At 38.9% G+C, this 20,070-nt stretch carries 17 protein-coding genes; all 17 read right to left on the bottom strand.

Annotated elements, in window-relative coordinates; translation table 11 throughout:
- Positions 1 to 12: 12 nt before the first annotated feature.
- Positions 13 to 615, bottom strand: a complete 603-nt coding sequence (locus HYW21_07995) for an acyltransferase (GenBank protein ID MBI2549264.1) — start codon at positions 613 to 615, stop codon at positions 13 to 15.
- A gap of 24 nt (positions 616 to 639) precedes the next feature.
- Positions 640 to 2,529, bottom strand: coding sequence for a UDP-N-acetylglucosamine 2-epimerase (locus HYW21_07990; protein ID MBI2549263.1), 1,890 nt, complete (start codon positions 2,527 to 2,529; stop codon positions 640 to 642).
- A complete protein-coding gene (locus tag HYW21_07985) occupies positions 2,522 to 3,991 on the bottom strand; it encodes a lipopolysaccharide biosynthesis protein (GenBank protein ID MBI2549262.1) in 1,470 nt (489 codons plus the stop codon). The genes HYW21_07990 and HYW21_07985 overlap by 8 nt, the downstream gene beginning before the upstream one ends.
- A gap of 4 nt (positions 3,992 to 3,995) precedes the next feature.
- Complete coding sequence (locus HYW21_07980; GenBank protein MBI2549261.1) at positions 3,996 to 6,023, bottom strand: hypothetical protein; 2,028 nt, start codon at positions 6,021 to 6,023, stop codon at positions 3,996 to 3,998.
- Positions 6,016 to 6,969, bottom strand: a complete 954-nt coding sequence (locus tag HYW21_07975) for a methionyl-tRNA formyltransferase (GenBank protein MBI2549260.1) — start codon at positions 6,967 to 6,969, stop codon at positions 6,016 to 6,018. The genes HYW21_07980 and HYW21_07975 overlap by 8 nt, the downstream gene beginning before the upstream one ends.
- Positions 6,966 to 7,649, bottom strand: coding sequence for a PIG-L family deacetylase (locus tag HYW21_07970; protein MBI2549259.1), 684 nt, complete (start codon positions 7,647 to 7,649; stop codon positions 6,966 to 6,968). The genes HYW21_07975 and HYW21_07970 overlap by 4 nt, the downstream gene beginning before the upstream one ends.
- 28 nt (positions 7,650 to 7,677) lie before the next feature.
- The gene (locus tag HYW21_07965; protein ID MBI2549258.1) at positions 7,678 to 8,907 is read right to left on the bottom strand and encodes an ATP-grasp domain-containing protein; all 1,230 of its coding nucleotides are present in this window, start codon (positions 8,905 to 8,907) and stop codon (positions 7,678 to 7,680) included.
- Positions 8,908 to 8,937: 30 nt separating this feature from the next.
- Positions 8,938 to 9,666: a 3-oxoacyl-ACP reductase FabG gene (locus tag HYW21_07960; GenBank protein MBI2549257.1), complete on the bottom strand. Its 729-nt coding sequence runs from the start codon at positions 9,664 to 9,666 to the stop codon at positions 8,938 to 8,940.
- Positions 9,662 to 11,569 (bottom strand): transketolase, encoded by a 1,908-nt coding sequence (locus tag HYW21_07955; protein MBI2549256.1) that lies wholly within the window; start codon positions 11,567 to 11,569, stop codon positions 9,662 to 9,664. The genes HYW21_07960 and HYW21_07955 overlap by 5 nt, the downstream gene beginning before the upstream one ends.
- Before the next feature lie 62 nt (positions 11,570 to 11,631).
- Positions 11,632 to 12,360 (bottom strand): hypothetical protein, encoded by a 729-nt coding sequence (locus tag HYW21_07950; protein ID MBI2549255.1) that lies wholly within the window; start codon positions 12,358 to 12,360, stop codon positions 11,632 to 11,634.
- Entirely contained in the window at positions 12,357 to 13,622 is a 1,266-nt protein-coding gene (locus HYW21_07945) for a GTP-binding protein (GenBank protein MBI2549254.1), read from the bottom strand. Before HYW21_07945 ends, HYW21_07950 begins: the two co-directional genes overlap by 4 nt.
- A gap of 75 nt (positions 13,623 to 13,697) precedes the next feature.
- On the bottom strand, positions 13,698 to 14,501 hold the full coding sequence (locus HYW21_07940; GenBank protein MBI2549253.1) for a sulfate adenylyltransferase subunit 2: 804 nt from the start codon (positions 14,499 to 14,501) through the stop codon (positions 13,698 to 13,700).
- A 113-nt stretch (positions 14,502 to 14,614) separates the two neighbouring features.
- Complete coding sequence (locus HYW21_07935; protein ID MBI2549252.1) at positions 14,615 to 14,860, bottom strand: CopG family transcriptional regulator; 246 nt, start codon at positions 14,858 to 14,860, stop codon at positions 14,615 to 14,617.
- 82 nt (positions 14,861 to 14,942) lie between these two features.
- A complete protein-coding gene (locus HYW21_07930) occupies positions 14,943 to 16,148 on the bottom strand; it encodes a methyltransferase domain-containing protein (GenBank protein ID MBI2549251.1) in 1,206 nt (401 codons plus the stop codon).
- 44 nt (positions 16,149 to 16,192) lie between these two features.
- A complete protein-coding gene (locus HYW21_07925; GenBank protein ID MBI2549250.1) occupies positions 16,193 to 17,650 on the bottom strand; it encodes an alkaline phosphatase family protein in 1,458 nt (485 codons plus the stop codon).
- Between the two features lie 6 nt (positions 17,651 to 17,656).
- On the bottom strand, positions 17,657 to 18,265 hold the full coding sequence (locus HYW21_07920) for a class I SAM-dependent methyltransferase (protein ID MBI2549249.1): 609 nt from the start codon (positions 18,263 to 18,265) through the stop codon (positions 17,657 to 17,659).
- Positions 18,262 to 20,046 carry a hypothetical protein gene (locus tag HYW21_07915; protein ID MBI2549248.1) on the bottom strand — a complete coding sequence of 595 codons (1,785 nt, stop codon included), beginning with the start codon at positions 20,044 to 20,046 and terminating at the stop codon, positions 18,262 to 18,264. The genes HYW21_07920 and HYW21_07915 overlap by 4 nt, the downstream gene beginning before the upstream one ends.
- Positions 20,047 to 20,070: the final 24 nt, after the last annotated feature.

The following is a 20,070-nucleotide window of genomic DNA, read 5'->3' as shown; positions in this document are numbered from 1 at the left end:
GTGTCCTATCACCTAAACGTGTATCCATGTTCCTGTGGCGTGATCGTATTGCTGTATAACCCGAGCAGGAATGCCAACTGCTACTGAATACGCAGGAATATCCTTTGTAACAACGCTGTTAGATCCAATAACACAATGCTTGCCAATATGCACATCCTTAAGAATAACACAACCTACACCTAACCAACAACCATCGCCGATTTCAGTAACACCATCTCTACTCAAGGGTTGATGAAGAATGGGTTGATGAATCTCTTTATAGGCATGGTCGTGATCACCTATAAACACACGCTCAGCAAACATAACATTACTGCCAATACGTACCTTGTTGACACAGGTAATATGAGCAAATCTTCCGATGGTCGTATGATGCCCTATTTCTAATAAAGGGTTATATTTTTCTCCTTTCCACGAAGCAACAGCCATGACATTACAGTACGCATCAATATAGACATGATCTCCTATGATAATATGGTGAGGATCATTTGTTTGAAATCCGGGACCAATTTTTACTCTAGTTCCCATTTTTTTTACAAGGAGTGAGAAGTAAAATGCTCGCAGCCGAAATGATATATGACGAAACGCTCGGTAGATAAAATAGAGTAGATCATTCATAGTTCTGTCCTCCACAGAAAATAACTACAAAAGGGATGTATCCATAGTATGGGTACGGTGTTGAACCATTTTTTGCATAAGATCCATAACACGATCAGTTGCTTTTCCATCAGCAAAGGCATATTCTTTTAAAAATGTTTTTCTCTTTGTTGCCAAGGTATGTTTACGATCAGGAGATGTTATCAACTGGTTGATGAGGGAAGCAATATCCTTTTTTTGATGAGCAACAAGAACAATCCCTCGTTCTTCAAAATCCTCGGTTTTGTCACCACTGAGGTCACTCACGATGACGTCTTTGTTAAGAAGAACGGCCTCAAGAACTACGCTCGAATACATAGAAAGAATGAGATCAGAAGCCTTGAGAAGAGAAAAGGTATCAAAATGGCGAATTATAGGAATGTTGGGAAATTCACCAGCATCTTTAGAAAGAGCAAAACGCTTGGCAAAAATATGGAGGATAATTTTATGAAGTGAAACATCCTCTTCAGGATGGGCCTTAATAAGAATTTGCATACCCGGAAGATGAATTGCTGCATCAAGTGCTGCTAGTAAGAATTCAGTATTCAATGCTTTTGGAAAGGGACTTGTGAGTATAAGTAACAACGGTTTTTTGAGATCAATGTGAAAAATACGGCATACCTCATCGCGGTCATACATAACCTTTCCCTGGACGAGTGAATCATAACGAGGCTGACCAGTGATTACTAATCGCTTGGGATCTGCACCTTTAGCAACAAGCTTATCCAGGTTTGCTTTATCCCAAACTGCCATGTAATCTGCAGAGAGAGGAAGCATAAGTTCAGTGTAACCTACAGTCCCATGCTGGATATTCAACGAAGGGATATTGTATTTTTTTGCGTAATGGATACAAGATTTTTCTTGAAGATGCGTGTCAGTTCCGACAACAAGAATCTTTGGATTATATCGGCCGATAAATTCCTTTGAAGCAAGAACACATTCTGCAGCTTGTACCATACGAATGAAAAAAATCTCTTTCAAAAGGGTAAGTACCTGAGATTTAGGTATTCCCCATCCAACTATTAATGTGGTAAATGAATCATTCTGGAGAAGATTATTCCATGCATGTTCTATGTTATGACGAAGACGTGCAATTAATTGAGGAGAATTTTTCGGAAGAAAATCAGAAAAAAGCATGAAGGGGATGGTTGTTTTTCGCAACAATGATTGGACTTTAGCATTTTGCACCAAAAGCAGTACTTTTTTTTGTTGATTCCTTGCTTCCTCAATTATTGGAAGAAGACAACGATAAGAAGCAGGATGACAAGTAATAAAAAGCATATCAAGAGAACTTATTGCATCCTTTTTCGTGTCAAGCCGAGCAGAACAAGTATAGAACCGCTGGAGCTTGAAAAGAAGTGGTCGAAGAGTTAAAATATACGATTTTTTCAGCTGAAAATGAACCAAGGTTTTCATGTTCCTTCTTTTCGAGAAAAGAACAAGTGAAGAAGGAGCAGGTATGATTGTTACTGACAAATCTTTGCTCGACAACCATGTTTTCATGATATCAACAAAAGAAGACGCATCATCGTAAAGAATGATAGATACCGGTTTTTCCGTTTGCAAGACCTTATCAAGGTATTCATGGAAGAAAACGACTTCGAGGAAAGCGTTTTGCATAGCTAACCGTACCATCGTACTTAAACTGATGTCTTCAACATGTAGTAAGTCAGCATATTCCTTTTCTAAGAAGGCAAGTAAAGAATCAGCAATATCATCAACTCTTTTTCGCACATGGTTATAATCTATAATAGCATTATATTTTTGTAAAGATAGAGGGGTTAAAGCAATAACTTTTTTTTCTGGATCCTTTTCACTATCATTTCTTCCCAAAGGTACAAGCGGTTGATTTTCTTGGGATGATATGATCAGAACAGTTTCGGAGGTATTAGGCATGGTCATTTTTTTTGATAAGTCCAACAAGTTCTTTCAGTGGGATAATGGCATTAAAAAAGTAAAGGAGAGGAGAAAGAAGAATAACAACAATAAATACCTGCAATAAAGTTGCCAGAATATTACCTAAGGCAGACAATGGTATGGATTGCACAACAATAACAACGAGCAAAAAATACAAAAATGGAGCATAGACCCGTAATAACAAACGGAAAAAATCTGATGCTTTTTTCGTAAAATGCCAGAGCATATACAACAGATATAACGTGACCTCAACTACAATGGTAAGACCAACAGCAATGGCTACTCCAAGAATACCAAACCCTGCTTTTAACAAGAGATATTGTGTGAGAAAGGTAAAGATAATGAGAAGAACGGCAAGAGGGATTAATTTATGCTGCTTCGAAATACCTATAAAAAAAATCATGCCAAGAGGGTTTAAGGGAATAAAAAAGGAAGCAACAATGAGAATTTTAAGAGCATCTATCCCTGCAACATATTCTGGGAGAAACATCGTTATAATCAGAGGGAGTAAAAAAAAAGAAATACCAAGAAGAAAGGGAAAGAGAAGGCTTGAGACATAGGTTGGTTTGAAAACAAGCCCCTGTATTGATTCTAATTTCTCAGTAGATCCAAGACGTTCATAGATTCTGGGCGAGAGGACTTCGGTGATAACACGAGATCCTAGACGGATAAGGGTAAGAAACATAATACCAATACTGTAATACCCAAGATTTTTAGCATCACTATAACGAAGGATCAGTAAACGATCAATACTCATAAGAAGGGTTGCAAGTAAACCGAGAATAATAATCGGAAATCCTATTTGTAATAATGTCTTTAGCTCCAGTCCCTCAAGAGAAAAAGAAAACTTGAAATCAAGATGAATCCAGATATAAACGAGCGTCACAAGATACGCCAAAATAAGACCAATAAAAAGACCAGTAAATCCCATAATAAAAATAAGACCAGGCATAAAGAGAATGCTCGCAACTGCTAAAATCAGATTAGAGGTGCTTTTAATTATAAATTTTTTCTCAGTATTGAGATATTTAGTAAAAAATATCCACAGCTGTTGCAGTAGAACAACAACAGCAATCAACTGAATACCAAGAAGGAATTCACGAGATAGAGAGGCGAAAAATGAATAAATAATAATACCAAAGGTCACTAAAAGCGTAATGATAATGGTAGAGGAAAGGGTTACATTTCGTATATGCAGGCAATGTTCATGCTCTTGTTTTGCACGATAATATGGAAGCTGGCGTTCCATTGCATTGATTGTTCCAAGATGTGCATAGGCTCCATACATGGGAATAAGTTGTAAGCCCCTCCAGATTCCAAAGAATGTTGGACCCAGCATAGCTGCAACAATTAAACCACGAATAAAATTGAGAGCTTCACCAATATACGTGGTTAAGGAATAAATTGAAGCATCCTTCATGATCTGTATTCTTTCTGACATTTCATTACCTATTACTTCCTTGTTGCCTATTTGTTTTTTTCAGCGGTTGTGCCACCAGTGAGAAGCGTAAAGGAAGAGTTCCTGTAAGCATACAATGGGTAGTCTCATCAGTTTCTATCAATGAATGAGATACTCGAAGAAAAAAAGATTTTGACAATCGCTCATAGGTAAGCAACGGAACAGTATACGTTGCAGTTTTATCCGCATAAATCGTTAATGCACACTGATTGTCACCTATAGTCAAATGTTCATTCGTTGTTCCTAAACAGCCACGTGCAGAAAATCGAAAATCGACTGGAAGAGTCTGATCAAAATTCTTCCGAAAAAAATAAGTCTCCTCTTCAAATCCTCCATTACTCGTACGATAAAAAAGTTTATTTTTTGTAAAAGCATGTGGATTTAAGGTAAGGATCATCATACGAGCAAAGGTTGGGTTAATTGCTCGATGAAAAGTAAAAAGTAACTGCACATCTACTTTAGGTATTTTTTTGTAGACACGAAATAGTTTATCTACGGTTCCAGCTCCCTGAGTAAGAGGAACTTTAGCCGTTATTTCAACAAAAGAATCAAACTCTCTTGTATCGAGTTTTGTAGATTGTAAATCAGTAATTTGCTGATTTCCCTCAAGAATAATACAATGCCCGGAAAAAAAATCAAACGCGTGGGTAATATCATCATAATAGCCATAGGGCAACGTAGCTATTAACGGGTGGTTATGAACGTTTTTAAATGTTAATTTTTTGATGGCTGCTCCTTTTCTGGCGGATAAAGCGAGAAGAACAGCATCAGTCGTAACAACACCTTGCTCAACAGAATGCGTATGTAGTGAAGGCATATCTCTGTCATTACTACGAACTATCAAGCTAGAAGTGATGTCAGGAAAAGTTATGCCAGGAGGAGTAACTAAGCGTTTCTTTAACTCATCTAACTTAGTCACAAATGCTGCATGCTTTTTTGGTTCAGTGTGAGTCCTAAAATCACTGGCCCATAACAACACCAATTCTTTCCAGTCTTTATCTTTAAAAGAAGTTTGCTTGCTATCGGCAATCAATTCATGATACACTTGCATACAATAGGTATTGCTCAGATAACTATTTTTTCCACAAACAGCCCATCGAGAAACATTGTACTTTTCCTGTTTTTTTGTAGTGATAGGACTTTCTGCAGTTCCTATACGAAAAACGTGAGGTAAAAAACAGACATCAAGCGCTTGTGAAGGAAGAACAAACTCAATATCTGAATCTTGCTTAAGCATAAGAAGTAAACGCTCAATTTTTTTGATCTCATCCTCTTTAATATCTCCTGAGTGGAGGATTTGAGGATCCCGTGGACGAAAATTAAAAACTTCCATATCATTGCCATAAATCATAGCAACACGAGATTCTTTTTTTGATTTCATTGATTGTACATGCTTCTGGTAATCCACAAGGTCTATATCCCCATAGACATACCGCTGAAAGAGCTGGAAAAAGAATGAATTGTTCCAAAGCACCTTTATCTTTTGATGATCTGTACCCTCAATACCTGTTGCAGAATATTTACAGGACTTCAAATCTTTATTAAAATGAGCGGCATTAACCCAATCCAAAATGATCGCTTCATAACCTGCTTGATTATAGAGTTTCACCAATCCATCAGCATACACATGCTCATTAATGAAAGCTATCTTCGGTTGTAAACCAAGAATCTGTTGATAAACCTCATTACCCAAAAAAAGATTCTTGAGATTAACCGCTGCCGGAATTAAGGGGAATATGCTTTGCACATAACCCGAACCAATAAACTCGACACGTTTGTTAGTCATAAGGACTTTGAATCTTTTGATAAAGTTTGGATCCTTTTCCTCGATTATCTCAAGGGTTCTTCCTGGAAATTCAAAACCTGCAGGAATGCCATGTTTCTCAAGCAACGAAAGAATCGGCCAGTAACATTTTGCAATTACTTCTGGATAATGTCCTTCTGGAATACTTGAATATCCAAGATTACCATGAAAAACCATGGCTAGATACAGTTTTGGTTTTACTTCAGACATTACCAAGTACCTCACCTATTTGAAAGTGTAGTGTCGCAAGAGCTAAATTAAGAACTGGTTCATCTTCATATTGGACTTCTTCAAGGATAAGATTCCCTTGTCCTGTACTTACCGTAATTCCATCAGGGTCAACATTCATAATAGTACCTGATGTACGGACATCCTCTGTGGTGAATGATACCTCTGCTAAATCCTTTAAGGGAAGAGATGCTTTCCACACGAAGAGTTTTTTTCCGTTATGATACGTGAATGCTCCAGGATATGGTCTTGTCAACGCTCGTACCCAATTATACAATGCAAGATTTGTTTTGTTCCAGTCAATAATACCATCCTCTGGTCTTCTTCGCTTCCAATAGGTTGCCTGGGTATGATCCTGAGGAATTCTTTTGTAGATGCCTTGTTGGATGCTTTTTACTGCCTCAATAAGAAGTTCGATAGCAACCGTATCAACCTTTTTGCCCAGGGACATCGCCGTGTCTTGAAAGGTGATGGGTATTTCACGCTGCGCAACAATATCACCTGCATCTGGTTTCTCATTATAAAAAAACCAGGTAACACCAGTTTTATCAAGGCCGTGGATAAGGGCCCAGGGAATTGGAGCTCGTCCCCGATGTTTTGGCAATAAGGTAGGATGCATGCCAAGGACTCCTATGCTAGGAATGTCCAAAATTTCCTTGGTAAGAAGTTGCGACCAGCAATTAACAATCATTAAATCTGGTTTAAGATTTTTTAGTCGCAAAATATTTTCTGGATCATTGATATCCTTTATTTTAGAGTATGGAACATTGTATTGCTTAAAGAGCGGATCAAATAACTGAAAGCAGCTCACATTTTCGGCATAATGTTCATCAAGCGTAAAAACAAGATCAATAGTAATCCCATTATCAAGCAAAGCTTTGAGTGCATCATATCCGCCAATAAGCGCACCAATAAATGCTGTTCTCATGTAATCCTCTCACGAACAAGCATGAACGGTTCTGCAGCTTCAAAACCAACACAATTACCCCAATATTTCGCTGTGTTTTCTATTGCCTTTAAGGATCGTGGATGAGGATATTTACACAGTTCTGTTTTATAGATACTCATTGCTTTAAGCTTTGTTTTCATCGACCGAGTAATATCAACGAAGACATTAGGAAAGAAAAGATCTTTAGGAGGAGGTACATTCCATTCAGTTGATGAGATATTATAAAATGAAAGGATCCTTCTAACACGACTCTTTTGCATAGGTCGACATGCAGTCAGCACTGCATGATACAAAATACGATGGTCTATGTTTAAATCTGCACGATGATGGGTATACACCATTTCTGGTTTTACCTCTTGTTGAACCTTCTCAACCACTTTAATAACATCAAGTAAAGGAACACTGTCCAAACGATTGTCAGGAAAATTATGAGTAAAAAGCTTTGTCGCTCCTAAAATATCGGCAACTTTCTGTGTTTGAACATGGAGGTTTTCAAGATGCAGTAAATTAGCTTGATCACGATGAGTATACCGTGCAGTAATACCTTCTCCGGTGATTAATATAAAAACCTTGTCTCCTTGCCGAACATGATGAACCATTGTTCCTCCACAACCCAACACTTCATCGTCAGGATGTGCAGCGACTACTAAAATATTCATAATACCCTCCGTTTTTTGGATTATGTTTTCACAATGTTTGTTTAATGGTTTTTATCTTAATATGGGCCATTGCCTCAGCCATTCGCTCCAATGCCTCTTCTCTGGTTTCTCCAATAGTCATGATAACTCCTACACTTGCATTAGAATCTACTGGTTTTTTAATAATGTCTCCAATCTTAACATTAAGCGAGAAAAGCTTTACCCATGGAAGTTTTTTGACTTGATCAATGCCCTCAACAGCAACAACCTTCCCTTCTGTTGGAAAAAAATAACGCTGGCAAACTCCACGGTGGTATTTTGGTTTCAAGTCCTGTTCATCAACCTTTTCTCCAAGAGCCATCTTAATAACAGGTACAACAATTTCAATACCGGTCGAAAGTGGTGTTTCATGGGTACAAAAGTAACCCCCACTTAACCTGCCAGCCACTTCGATAATTTTCGCTTCACCATTGTGGAGGATGAGATCCCCTTTAAGAACACCATTGGTAAGATGAAGCGCCTGCGCAGTTTTCTCCAGAAGCTGGTACATTTTGCGTTGATCAGCTGGAGAGAGATGAGACGGAAGCTCACCACCATTTTCAATGAAGTGGGGTGCATACTTCTCTAAAAATTCATAATTCCGATCAGAAAATCCAATAGTATAAACCCTTCCGTGATAGACAATGGACTCAGTACTTACCTGTGGGCCTTCAAGAAAAGCTTCAACAAGGAGGGTTCCTCGTCGTGAAAAGGTCTGTGCAGTAGAGAATGCTTCCTGAAGATTATCCACAGATGTCAGCCGAAAGACACCCCTCCCCCCACAGTTATCTACGGGCTTAAGGACCAGAGGAAATCCACGTTCATGAACAATCTGCTGAAGTTCTTTAAAAGTGGTGATCTGTTGAAACCATGGTAATGGAATACCAGATGCCTTAAAAACCTCTTTCATCTTGAATTTATCAGACAATATTTCAGCAATTTCAAGCGGTGGGATTTCAGGCAAGTGCAAGACACGTGCGACACTGGCAACCGTCAAGGGAACATCATTAGCAATGGTCATAACACCATGAATTGGTTTTTTTGCATGAAAAACAAGAACCTTCTCAACTGTCTCTTTAATATCCCTGGTACTTGCAAGAATATGATCATCTGCGTATAAAAAACCAGGTGCATGAGGATCTCTATCAGTGACAACTGTTTGTAATCCCATTTGCTTGGTGAGTGAAAACAGAGGGACCATCTCAGGTCCTCCTCCAATAACCAATAATCGCTTTTGCATGAGATTTACCTTGTTGCTAAAACTTAGTTACTAAAAATACAAGCCGCCATTGACATTCATGGTAAAGGCGGTAATATAACTTGCATCATCAGATGCTAAAAAAACTGCTGCTTTTGCTACTTCATCTGCTTTACCAAGGCGCTGTAAAGGAATTTTAAGATCGAGACTTGCAGCTGCCTTGGCCATTTCTGATTCGATAACGCCTGGGGCAATATTAATAACGCGGATATTGTACTTGGCAAAGTTCAGTGCAAGATTATACCCCATCATGATGAGACCAGCTTTAGAAACCGCGTAATGGCATGTGCGTGGGCCTCCATATTGACCGCTCACTGAGGAGATGTTAATGATAACACCACTTTTTTGTTCCTTCATTACTTTCAAGACTTCCTGGGAGCATAAAAATGCTCCTTTGAGATTCGTATCAATGATAGCATCCCAATCTTCTTCAGTGATATCAAGAAAGTCGCTGGGTTTGTTAATCCCTGCATTGTTCACCAAAATATCAATCCTTCTGAAATGTTTCATGGTTTCTTGGACAAGAACAATTAAATCTTTACGTTGACTTACATCGACTTTTACAGCAATTGCATCCCTCTTCAATGCCTTAATAGCGTTTACAACTTCCTTTGCTTTTGTCTCTTCAGATTTATAGGTAATAACAACATCTGCACCTTCTTTGGCAAAGGCAAGGGCAATGGATTTGCCAATCCCTCTACTTGAACCAGTAACAATAGCGACTTTATTGTTGAGTTTAATGTAAATCACCTCGAATCATTTCTTGAGCGGTTAAAAAAATATCATTTGATGTAAGGTGATACTTTGCTGCCAATTCCTGAGGATCTCCTGATTCAGCATAGGTTCGGAGAGCAATATATCTTAGGGGCACGGGAAATTGTTCTCCCAAAAACTGGCTTATTGCTCCGCCTAATCCATTGTGAAGATAATGATCCTCGGCAACAAGTGCACGCTTAGTTTTCCTGACTGATTGTAAAATCAATTGAGTATCAAGGGGGTTAAGCGTGGCGATATTAATAACCTCAGCATCAATGCCCTCACTGCTCAATTGTTCTGCTGCATCAAGGGCTCGTTTAACGAGAAGGCCTGTTGCAAAAAACGTGATGTCAGTCCCTTTTCTCAGTACTGTATCCTTACCAATGCTAAAATGTTCAGACGGACCGTACAAGACAGGGGTAGGGCTTCTTCCTGTTCGCATGTAGACTGGCTTCTTGCCTAAGAGTGCTGCCTCTAACAAGCCGTGAATCTGATACGGACAAGCAGCAGAAATAACAACAACCCCAGGATAGGTTCGAAAGACACCTAAATCCTCAATTGCCTGATGCGTAGGTCCATCTGGTCCAGTATCTGTTCCGTTGTGGCTCGATGCAACTATGACCGGAAGTTTCTGCATGGCAATGTTATTTCTAAACTGTGCTGCAGTGAGTAGCGAGGTAAACGCAGCATAGGTAGTAACAATAGGAATTCTCTCTGTTGCCAGATGATATCCTGCAGCTACACTCATCATGTTTTGTTCAGCAATGCCACATTGGATAAAACGATGGGGAAAATGTTTTTCAAAAATACAAGTCATGGTTCCACCACGAACATCGCCATCAAAAAGATCAAAGTTATCGTACTTCTTGGCAAGGTTTGCGGCAGCCATACCAAATGCATTTCGTAAGCTGTACTTCTCCTCTTTCTTAAAAACATAGGGCTCAAATGCTTCTCCCTGTTGATCTGTCGAACAATTATCTTTACTCGAACGAACATCAATTTGTGGATTGAAAAACGTCAATTCTCTACGAGCAAGAGGAAATTCCTCTCTCACCAGTCTATTACGTGTTTCTTGGAGCTCTGCAAGGGCATTTTTGTAATCACTATCTGACGGTGCCCAGCTTCCATGAGAGTTAGGATTATCAGCATAGAAGGAAACCCCATTTCCCTTGAGGGTGTGGGCAATAATAATCGTTGGTTTCTGTTTGATGGTCTTAGCTTCTGTCAACGCACGCACAATCTGCTCAACATGATGCCCGTCAATAACAATAGCATGCCATCCAAAACTGGTCCATTGCTTTTCAGGATCTTTAATCGTGAGGATGTTTTCTGTTCGGTCATCGCTCTGGAGATTGTTATAATCATATATTGCTACGAGATTATCCAGTTTATTGTGGACACCAAAGCGTGCTGCTTCCCACGTCTGGCCTTCTTGATTATCTCCATCTCCGATCATAACATAAATCCTATTGTTTTTTTTCATCCGCTTAAAGCCTAATGCCATACCTAAACCAGCAGAAAGCCCTTGTCCCAAGAATCCTGCAATAAATTCAACTCCTGGAGTAATGCGCTCAGGATGGCCCTGTAAATTTCCATTGACCTTTCTTAGCATTTTAAATTCTTCTTTTGAGAAAAAGCCTCTTTCAGCAAGTACGGCATACAATCCAGGACAACAGTGCCCTTTTGAAAGCACAAAACGGTCTCGTTCTTCCCAATTTGGATGTTTGGGATCAAGTTTTAGTTCATGGAAATATAAAACACTCAATAATTCGGCCGCAGAAAAAGATCCACCAAGATGACCACTCCCTGCAAACTTCAGCATATGGAGGACATCTTCTCGAATGCCTACTGCTTTCAGATAGAGATTTTTAATCGTTGTTACGTCCATGATTCCCCTGATGAGGGGAAGGCTTGTTCTTTAAAAAGGTTTCTTCCTAAAAAGAGAAGATTCTATTTTATTTCAACGTTGTTCAGTTCTTCAATAATGCTCCGAAAATCCGTAATACGGGGTAACCCTAAATCCCGGAAATTCGTACTCCAGAAACCATATGAAGAATGATCTCCAAACATGCCAACGCCATACATGCCATGATCAGAGAGAATGATGCATTTCTTTACCATAATCTTCGATGCAATCTCCTCTAAATCACTATAGATCATCCGCATCATAAGGGTATTTCCAAAATTGAGATGACCGATAACATCGGCAACCGAGAAATAGCCAAGAACAAAATCATGATTACTCTGTAAAGCCTCAAAAAAGGCAGTTTTTATAGCTCGATGATGGACAAATGCATCCTGATTGTACTCTTTACGTATAGCCTCTTTTTCTTCGGGAGAATTGACAAGAAAAAATTTTTTAAGTAAAAGCCGAGATTTTTCGTGCACTTTGAGATCATAACTGTATCCTGGCAGATCAAGAACACAAGGATTCTTAAAAGTCTTGAAGAAGGTTTCATCATAAGACCACTGTTTATCCCACATCTCTTGATTTCCACCTGCCAAAACCTCTTTTTCTTTATTTATACCGGTCATAAACGAACTCCATAAGACCATGGTACGAGGCTCTGAGAATTCTTGGATGTTAGTCTTCCCATAAAACTGCTGCTTTAAATGTGTACAGGAGAACTTTTCAACAAGGTCAAACTCTAAGGCATCAATCGCAAGAACAACGATCATACAGAATCACCATTAGCTATAATAATGCCTCCTGCACAAGTGTCGTTCCTCTCAAGCACAAATCTTCCTAGTTCAGGAACATTATGGAAATTCTCTATGATCACCGGCTGACTTGTAGTAATAACAACTTCGGCTACTTCCCGATTCTTAATTTCATCAGGCGACTCTGCAATAAGCGCCAGGGTAGAAGAATCTATGGTCTTTTTTACCGTGACATCACAAAGCGTCTGCTGGGTCCCACATCGAAACATGAGCCGTTCGCCTGTTACAAAGGGCTTGCTCTCTAGCCAAAAAAGATGAGCAGTAAAATTTTTTGTAATAATAGGATGTGTTTCATGTTCTTTTACAATAACATTTCCACGGTCAATAAAGACTTTTGTTGTTGTTATAAACCCTGGACATTTTCCCGCTTCTGCAGTAGTTATCGAGCGGTTCCATTCTTCGAGAGAGGCAATGCATGTTTTTTCACCTGAAGGAAGGATAACAACCTTGTCCCCTTTATTCAGGCTACCGCTTCCAACAACTCCGACGTAGATTCGTTTATCAAAATTATAAATGTCCTGAACAAGAAAACGAAGTGGAGACTGACGTAAGTCTTTTTGCAAGGGCAATGCATCCAAGGCATCAAGTACGGTTTTTCCCTTATACCAAGGCATATTTGGAGAAAGAACAGCAAGGTTGTCTCCATTTTTTGCTGAAAAAGGAATGTACTGGGCATGCATATGAAGCGGAGCAAGGAATACGCCAAGAGAGGATACAAGTGCATCAAATACTTCTTGTTGGTAATGAACTAAATCCATCTTATTCAATAAAACAACAATATGATGGAATCCAAGCATACTCAGGAGATATGCATGCCTCCTTGTCTGTTCCTGTATTCCCTCAGCTACATCAACAAGTAAGATTGCTGCATCTGCCTGTGAAGCTCCAGTGATCATATTCTTCAAGAATTCAACATGGCCCGGAGCATCAATAATGGTATAGTGTCGTTTTATGGTATTGAAGAAAATTTGGGCAGTATCAATAGTGATCCCCTGATCACGCTCTTCCTGTAGATGATCCATGATATAACTGAACTCGATATCTTTTCCAAGGGCTTCGGCGATAGTTTTAAGCTCTTGAATCTTCTCATCAGGTAAACTATTCGTATCATAGAGTAATCTTCCAATAAAGGTAGACTTGCCGTGATCAACATGGCCAACAATAACTACACGAAGATTTTCTCGATTTTCTTGAGGAAGAGAAGCAATCCTGTTATTCATTTATTTATCACCAGATATCACCATTACCCTCATTACTGTCATTACTTTCATCCCAAAAGCTACCTACCCCTACCCTTACATATAACCCAATGCACGTAATTTTTGCATGGCGTGCATCTGTTCTTTATCCTGCGCCCGTCCTGCACGTTCAGTGGTCTTTGATGTCCGAATCTCTTCGATAATTCTATCAACATTGTCGGCATTTGAAACAATAGGCTTCGTTATAGGCATACAACCAAGACTACGATAGCGCTTACCATTTTTCGCAAAATACAAGGTGTTAATAGGAATATTTTCTCTCTTGATATATTCCCAAATGTCAAGTTCGGTCCAGTGAAGCAACGGATGAACCCGGATATGTTCATCTTCTTCTTGCTTGGTTTTATACTGATCCCATAATTCAGGCGCCTGCGCCTTATAATTCCACTGAAAATCCTGGTTTCGTAGAGAAAAATAACGTTCTTTAGCCCGAATGCCATGTTCATCTCTTCGGATGCCTACTAAGAGGGCCTTAAATCCATACGCTGCAACAGCCTGTTTAAGAGCATTGGTTTTTAGTTCAGTGCAAACGGTCAAAGAATCACAGGTATCGTAATTGACTCCTCGGGCTAATGCTTCCTCGTTCTTAACAATAACCAACGGAAGGTTCCATTCTCGAGCATATTTATCACGGAAAGCATACATTTCAGGAAATTTAAACGTAGTATCAATATGGAGAACTTTAAAGGGAATTTTTCCATAAAAGGCCTTCCGACAAAGCCAAAGTAGTGCTGTTGAATCCTTACCAATGCTCCAAAGTAACGCTAGATTTCTAAATTGATGATATGCTTCCCTGATGACATAGACACTTTTGCTTTCAAGTTCGTCGAGGTATTCCATGGTACTATCTTTATTTTCTTTATTTTCTTTATTTTCTTTATTTTCTTTATTCTCCTTACAATCGTCTATCATCTACAGATGTAGGGTCATATCATTATTGCTATTACCTGTAGCTAGTTAAGATAACCAAGCTGCTTTAACCGTTCTTTAACTCGTTCCTCATCCTCTTGACTAAACCCGCTACTGGTACCTTTCTGAGAAGCGTTCAAGGTAACTAATGATTCATTGAGAAGATGCTGCACATAGTCGGAAAGAGACGTATAGCCATACTGCTTCATATGGTGTTCAAGCTCCTGAACTAAGGATTTCGGCAATGCTATAGATACCTGTTGGTTATCATCGATCAAACGTTCATTCATGGTATTCAATGAGGGGATTACCTATCTTTATAATTTTTTTGGTTGAGTAGTATATTTTCGTGACCTTCTTTCTTAAACTTTCTTAAACTACTGAAGAAGACATTTGCTGTAATAGTCCGCTATACTCTATGATCTCACCATGAAAACCCAGTTGACGAGCTCTTGTAGTTATTTCAGTAACATACTGCCGTGACATGATCACAAGAACATCAATGTCCTTAAAAGAGACTTCATCAGGAAGCAAAATACGCTGATCATTAAGGTTATCGACATACGCAGGAAGATAGGAATCAATAAGAACTGCTATCTTTTCTTTGTTAAGGTTACCGTGTTGTACTAATGCATGGTAAAGACGCCCAGCCCCCCAAATACCAATTTTTTTCGGATACAAGGCTTCAATGTATGTTGCAACGTTATTTAGAGCACGCATATTCTTTTCTTTTGTTTCTTTGTATTGTGTGATCTGCGCAATTGTTTTCGGTACATCAACCGAAAGAAACGTTTTTCCCTGAATACCTGAGGGATGCAATGTTGCTAACAACGTAATATTCAGGATATCATCAGAAGGGTTCTCATAGAGGATCTGCCATCCAAAATGCAAGAGATAGTTTTTTAGCGTAGATCGAGAAAAATGGAAGGTATGCTTATCAATAAAGAATTCTTCAACAATATCTTTACTCCTCAGGAACTCAATATTAGGAACCTCTACAAACAGATACGCATGTTGCTGTGCATGATGGGTAAGTTGTTGAAGGGTCAGAAACGGCGACTCAAGATGTTCGAGGGTATGAGAAAGATAGATAAGGTCAAATTTTTGGTCAAATTTTTCGTTGGCTTTTTCGTTGATAAAAGAAATATGCTCAATACGATCTAAAAGAAGCTTCACTCTCGGAAAATCATGAAAGTCTGGAGAGATATGCTTATCTGGTTCAACAGCAAGAATGGGAAAATTTCCTTTATTATAGATCGCCTGAATAAAACTTCCTCGATTAGACCCAACATCTATTACCTGCTGAAGCCTGTGCCAGGAAAGAAACTTATCGAGGATATCTACATGCGGAGTTGTTCTGAAGGATTTACCATAGCGCACATTTCCCCAACTTGCTTCTGAGGTAACCGCAACCTGTCGAGGAAGAGAAGAGTTGTTAAGAAATGTACTTTGGACAAGCCCACAGTGGCTGCAAACCTTAACAACAGCTTTTCGTGGTGATGAAGGTACGTTATAGACTGGAGTTATTGGATGCTTACAAAAATCACAGTTCATGGAATTCTTCATTGGATTGTTCATGATACGCAGAGCTCGTCTATGGAATGAAATAAAATATTCATTGATCAAGGATGATTAATAAATAATTCCTGTAGAGCCTTTCCATCAAGTGATTGCGGCAGAGGTATTCCCTTGAGGAAGAGAAGCGTTGCCGGGATATCATAGAGGGTTATTTTTGGAATAACAGCATCCTTGTTTACGGTTTTACCATATGCCATAAAAATGCCGTCAAGGGTATGGCCTCCTGTCCACTGCTCCATTTCGTTTTTGCTTGGTGGTCTGAAAAGAACCTTATCGTAATTATAAAATTCATTTCCTCTCCCATTAATGTAACACAAATATGAACAATGTCGCAAAGTAAAGAGAAGATCAGGAGCCTCATGAAGCATTGGCCCGTTATAAACCTCTTCTTTCAAAAAGACGGTATCAGTTATTTTTTTGCCGTCTTCTGGGTCTACGACATTTTCCAAAATATTTTTGATAAACAGACGGAGGCGGTGATACTCCTCTCCAGGCTGAACAATGCCCTTTGGTTCACGGCCTTTAAGATTAATACGGATCTCACCATAATCACCTAATGAATAAGCAACGGTTTTTGTCCAATCAATAGAAGTGAGTAACCCGTCAGGGGTATTTTTTTGGTGGAATATTTTTGCTTCGGGAAGAAAATGAAGAAGCCCTGCCTCATACAAGAACTTGTTGATGTAAAAATATTTTTTGATAGGACCAAACCCATGATCTGAAAGAACAAGAAGAACATCATCAGCATGCATTCTTTCAAGGAGAAGACCAAAAAAAGCATCTACTTCTTTAAAAAATTCTTCATAGACCTCAATGGGTTTTTTCCATGTTCCATAGGAGGGAGATTGAGGATCAATAAATTGCCAAAACCAATGCTGAAAGCGATCAGTAAAAGCAAAAACAGCGTAAAACATATCAACAGGATACTTATCAAAAAGATATTTTGCTGCCTTTATTTGCTCGAGCATCATCTGTCTGCAGGATTGCAAAAAAGCCTCTGAGGTCTGGCCAATACCACCGCCAACATCAATAAGATAATCAGGGAATTGTTGAGCAATCTCTTTCTTGAGATCGAGAGGATAGGTATAATCAGTATCAAGCCCAGGTGTTCCAAGACCAGAAATAAAATACTTGTTCACGATTAACGGTGGGTAACCCATGGGATAATTAATAACACCACAGCTATAACCGGCTTTATTAAAGTGGTGAAAAACCGTGTCTATTTTCCACTGTGTCGTGTTCACAATCCGCCGGGCATAACTTCCTTCTCGCCGAAAAGGCATATAAAAAAAGTCAAAGACACCATGCTTTGCAGGATTAACCCCTGTGGCAATAGTCGCCCATGCAGGAGGGGAAAGGGGCGGATAAATAGAAGTACAGACATTTTTGTAACCTTGCGTCATAATACGATGGATGTTTGGTGTTAATCCCCGAGCAACAATCTTATCAAGGAGATAAAAAGTTGCACCATCTAGTCCAATAACATTGATTTTATTTGACATAGTATTTTATTTTCTTCCAATTGCAAGAATGGATTTTGTTCCTCCAGGAATGATCGAAGCGATTTTCCATTTAATTGGTGAAGGAAGTTTCCAATAGAAAGCTGGCTTCTCGATAAGTCCTGGCTCTATAAATGGAACGCTAAATCCATGCATTTGTAAAATCATTTTCAATCCATGAGGAGTATAAGGCTTTTTATGGGTTGGATCATTGTAAAAGTTTTTGGCGTCTTGTTGCCAATTTGGAGTTCGCATAATAAAAGATCCTCCTGGCTTAAGAACGCGATATGCTTCTTGAAAAATGTGATCTGGCGATCCGATATGCTCAATTACTGCATTAGCAATAACAAGGTTAAAGGTCTGATCCTTGTAGGGCAGGTTTTCATTCTCAAAATCACAGGTCTCAATATCAATACCCTCTGCATCATAACCCTGCTTTTTACATGCTAAAACAAGATGGCCTGCACCACAACCAAGATCAAGAATTTTTGAGTCAAATCGTTGTCCTAATATGCGCTTGTAGGTTTTAATATACCTTTCATTGTACCAAAGCCAATAAGCGTCAGAACTTTGTCGTTGCATTTCCTCTTCCCGTCGTTTTCGATAACGCTCAATCATAAGATCCCTCGTATAAGTTTCGCAATTGCTTCTTTCCCATTTCCTCTGATAAGGTCTTTGTCGCGTTCAAATATTCGCTCCCGCAACTCCCGATTACCTATCATCTCAAAAAGCTCTTTGTTGAAACGCTCGTAAGTGAGGTTTTCATAATATCCAAGATTAATGCACGTATTAAGTTTTTCAAAAATCAGCGAATCTGTATAGTTTGGCTGATCATGACTGACGACAAGCGCAGGAACTCGAACAGCAAGTGCTTCATAAGGTGTAATACCAAACGAAACAACACACAGATCAGCTTGTTCAAGCAACGGAGATAAATCAGTAATCCCCTCATGGATTTTAAGGGGTAACTGGTTTTCATTCATAAATGTTTTTATTTCGTGAATAAAGTCAAATGCAGGTCCAATCACTACATGCCATTCAAATTGGTTGAACTGATCTGGAGTTTCCTGTTTCATCTTTCTCAAATAAGAAAGAATTCGAAGCGTAATTCGGCTTGGATCACTTCCCCCCATAGAAATAAGGATATTCTTCACCGTTGGATTAAGATGTGTTTTTTTTCGCTTGAGAAGTTCGTCTGAAAAAACAGCATATTCTATCCCAAAAAATGTTCTTTCCTGAGATTCAGGAATAATTTTTTTCTGGTCAACATGTGCTGTCGGGAGGATGGTTACATTTACCTCAGGAAAATTGGTGATTTTATCCATAACAACAAGCTTGGTAGGTGAAATTGTTTTCAACGAGCGAAAATATTGTTGTGATGGTGGTATCTTTTGGTCAATAATAAGGCAATCTATTTTTTTTTCTAACAAGATTGATGCAATGAAATCAACCTCCTCTACCTCACTGAAGTGCTCGCTAATGGAAATAAGAGGATAACCTTGCTTCTGAATAAATTCTTTTGCAACGGTTGATTTTTTTACTAAAAAAATAATACCCAAATGAAAGGCGTTTTGAAATGTCCTTGCAAGATGCAAACAGCGAAAGACATGCCCCATGCCCATTTGGGAATCACCATCGGTTCTGAAAGCTATACGTAAACTCTTCTCATGTAATCCCTTCTGTGTTACCTCCTTATTAATAACAAGAATCTCTGGATGTTGATCAAGAAGCTGCGTAACTTGTTTGAGATCAACAATGGTTCCCTCATTGTAGAGGCGTTTATAAATCTGCTCCATAAATCGAAAATCCTGCATGGTATCAATTGATAATCGAAATCCTTTACGTTGATATTCTTGCTCAGGAACAAAATAAGCAATAGCAAACTTTTCAGGATGTTCTCGAATAAACGCAGTAACATGCTCTTTAACATAACTCCCATCAGAAAAATCAAGCTGGTGTCGAAGTGCTTTTAGCGTTACTACTTCAAAACCTTCATGCATACATAAGACACCTGACTTAACCATAACATAATCAGCATTCTTTTCGAGGATTATTTCAACCATTTTATCAATTTCGTTTGGCTCAATAAGCGGGCTATCTGCACAGATCCTTACAACAATATCTGCATGAGTTGATTCTGCAGCTCTGATAAATCGATCAAGCACATTATCTTCAGATCCACGATAGTAAGATATGTTCCAAGAATCTAGATGTTCCACAAGAACATTATCTTCATTGCTTGTAGTTGTTGCTACAATAATATGATTAAGTCTTTTTACTGTTTGTAACCGCTGCAGAATATGCAAAAGAAGAGGTTTTCCTAAAAGAGGCATGAGGACTTTTCCTGGTAATCGTGAAGCACCCATACGCGCTTGGACAATGGCAACGACTTTTTTCATAAAATGTACCCCTATTGACAAAAG

Source organism: Candidatus Woesearchaeota archaeon (assembly GCA_016187565.1).
Classification (GTDB): Archaea; Nanobdellota; Nanobdellia; order Woesearchaeales; family JACPJR01; genus JACPJR01.
The sequence above is the reverse complement of the archived record's forward strand: the minus strand, read 5'-3'. Positions and strand labels throughout refer to the sequence as shown.

Bases quoted from the DNA above. Each gene is read 5' to 3' on its own strand.
- HYW21_07915 (MBI2549248.1), bottom strand. From the start codon at position 20,046: ATGAAAAAAGTCGTTGCCATTGTCCAAGCGCGTATGGGTGCTTCACGA.
- HYW21_07980 (MBI2549261.1), bottom strand. From the start codon at position 6,023: ATGTCTGAAGTAAAACCAAAACTGTATCTAGCCATGGTTTTTCATGGT.
- HYW21_07965 (MBI2549258.1), bottom strand. From the start codon at position 8,907: ATGCAAAAGCGATTATTGGTTATTGGAGGAGGACCTGAGATGGTCCCT.
- HYW21_07985 (MBI2549262.1), bottom strand. From the start codon at position 3,991: ATGTCAGAAAGAATACAGATCATGAAGGATGCTTCAATTTATTCCTTA.
- HYW21_07925 (MBI2549250.1), bottom strand. From the start codon at position 17,650: ATGTCAAATAAAATCAATGTTATTGGACTAGATGGTGCAACTTTTTAT.
- HYW21_07990 (MBI2549263.1), bottom strand. From the start codon at position 2,529: ATGCCTAATACCTCCGAAACTGTTCTGATCATATCATCCCAAGAAAAT.
- HYW21_07930 (MBI2549251.1), bottom strand. From the start codon at position 16,148: ATGAACAATCCAATGAAGAATTCCATGAACTGTGATTTTTGTAAGCAT.
- HYW21_07970 (MBI2549259.1), bottom strand. From the start codon at position 7,649: ATGAATATTTTAGTAGTCGCTGCACATCCTGACGATGAAGTGTTGGGT.
- HYW21_07995 (MBI2549264.1), bottom strand. From the start codon at position 615: ATGAATGATCTACTCTATTTTATCTACCGAGCGTTTCGTCATATATCA.
- HYW21_07935 (MBI2549252.1), bottom strand. From the start codon at position 14,860: ATGAATGAACGTTTGATCGATGATAACCAACAGGTATCTATAGCATTG.
- HYW21_07955 (MBI2549256.1), bottom strand. From the start codon at position 11,569: ATGGACGTAACAACGATTAAAAATCTCTATCTGAAAGCAGTAGGCATT.
- HYW21_07945 (MBI2549254.1), bottom strand. From the start codon at position 13,622: ATGAATAACAGGATTGCTTCTCTTCCTCAAGAAAATCGAGAAAATCTT.
- HYW21_07950 (MBI2549255.1), bottom strand. From the start codon at position 12,360: ATGATCGTTGTTCTTGCGATTGATGCCTTAGAGTTTGACCTTGTTGAA.
- HYW21_07920 (MBI2549249.1), bottom strand. From the start codon at position 18,265: ATGATTGAGCGTTATCGAAAACGACGGGAAGAGGAAATGCAACGACAA.
- HYW21_07940 (MBI2549253.1), bottom strand. From the start codon at position 14,501: ATGGAATACCTCGACGAACTTGAAAGCAAAAGTGTCTATGTCATCAGG.
- HYW21_07975 (MBI2549260.1), bottom strand. From the start codon at position 6,969: ATGAGAACAGCATTTATTGGTGCGCTTATTGGCGGATATGATGCACTC.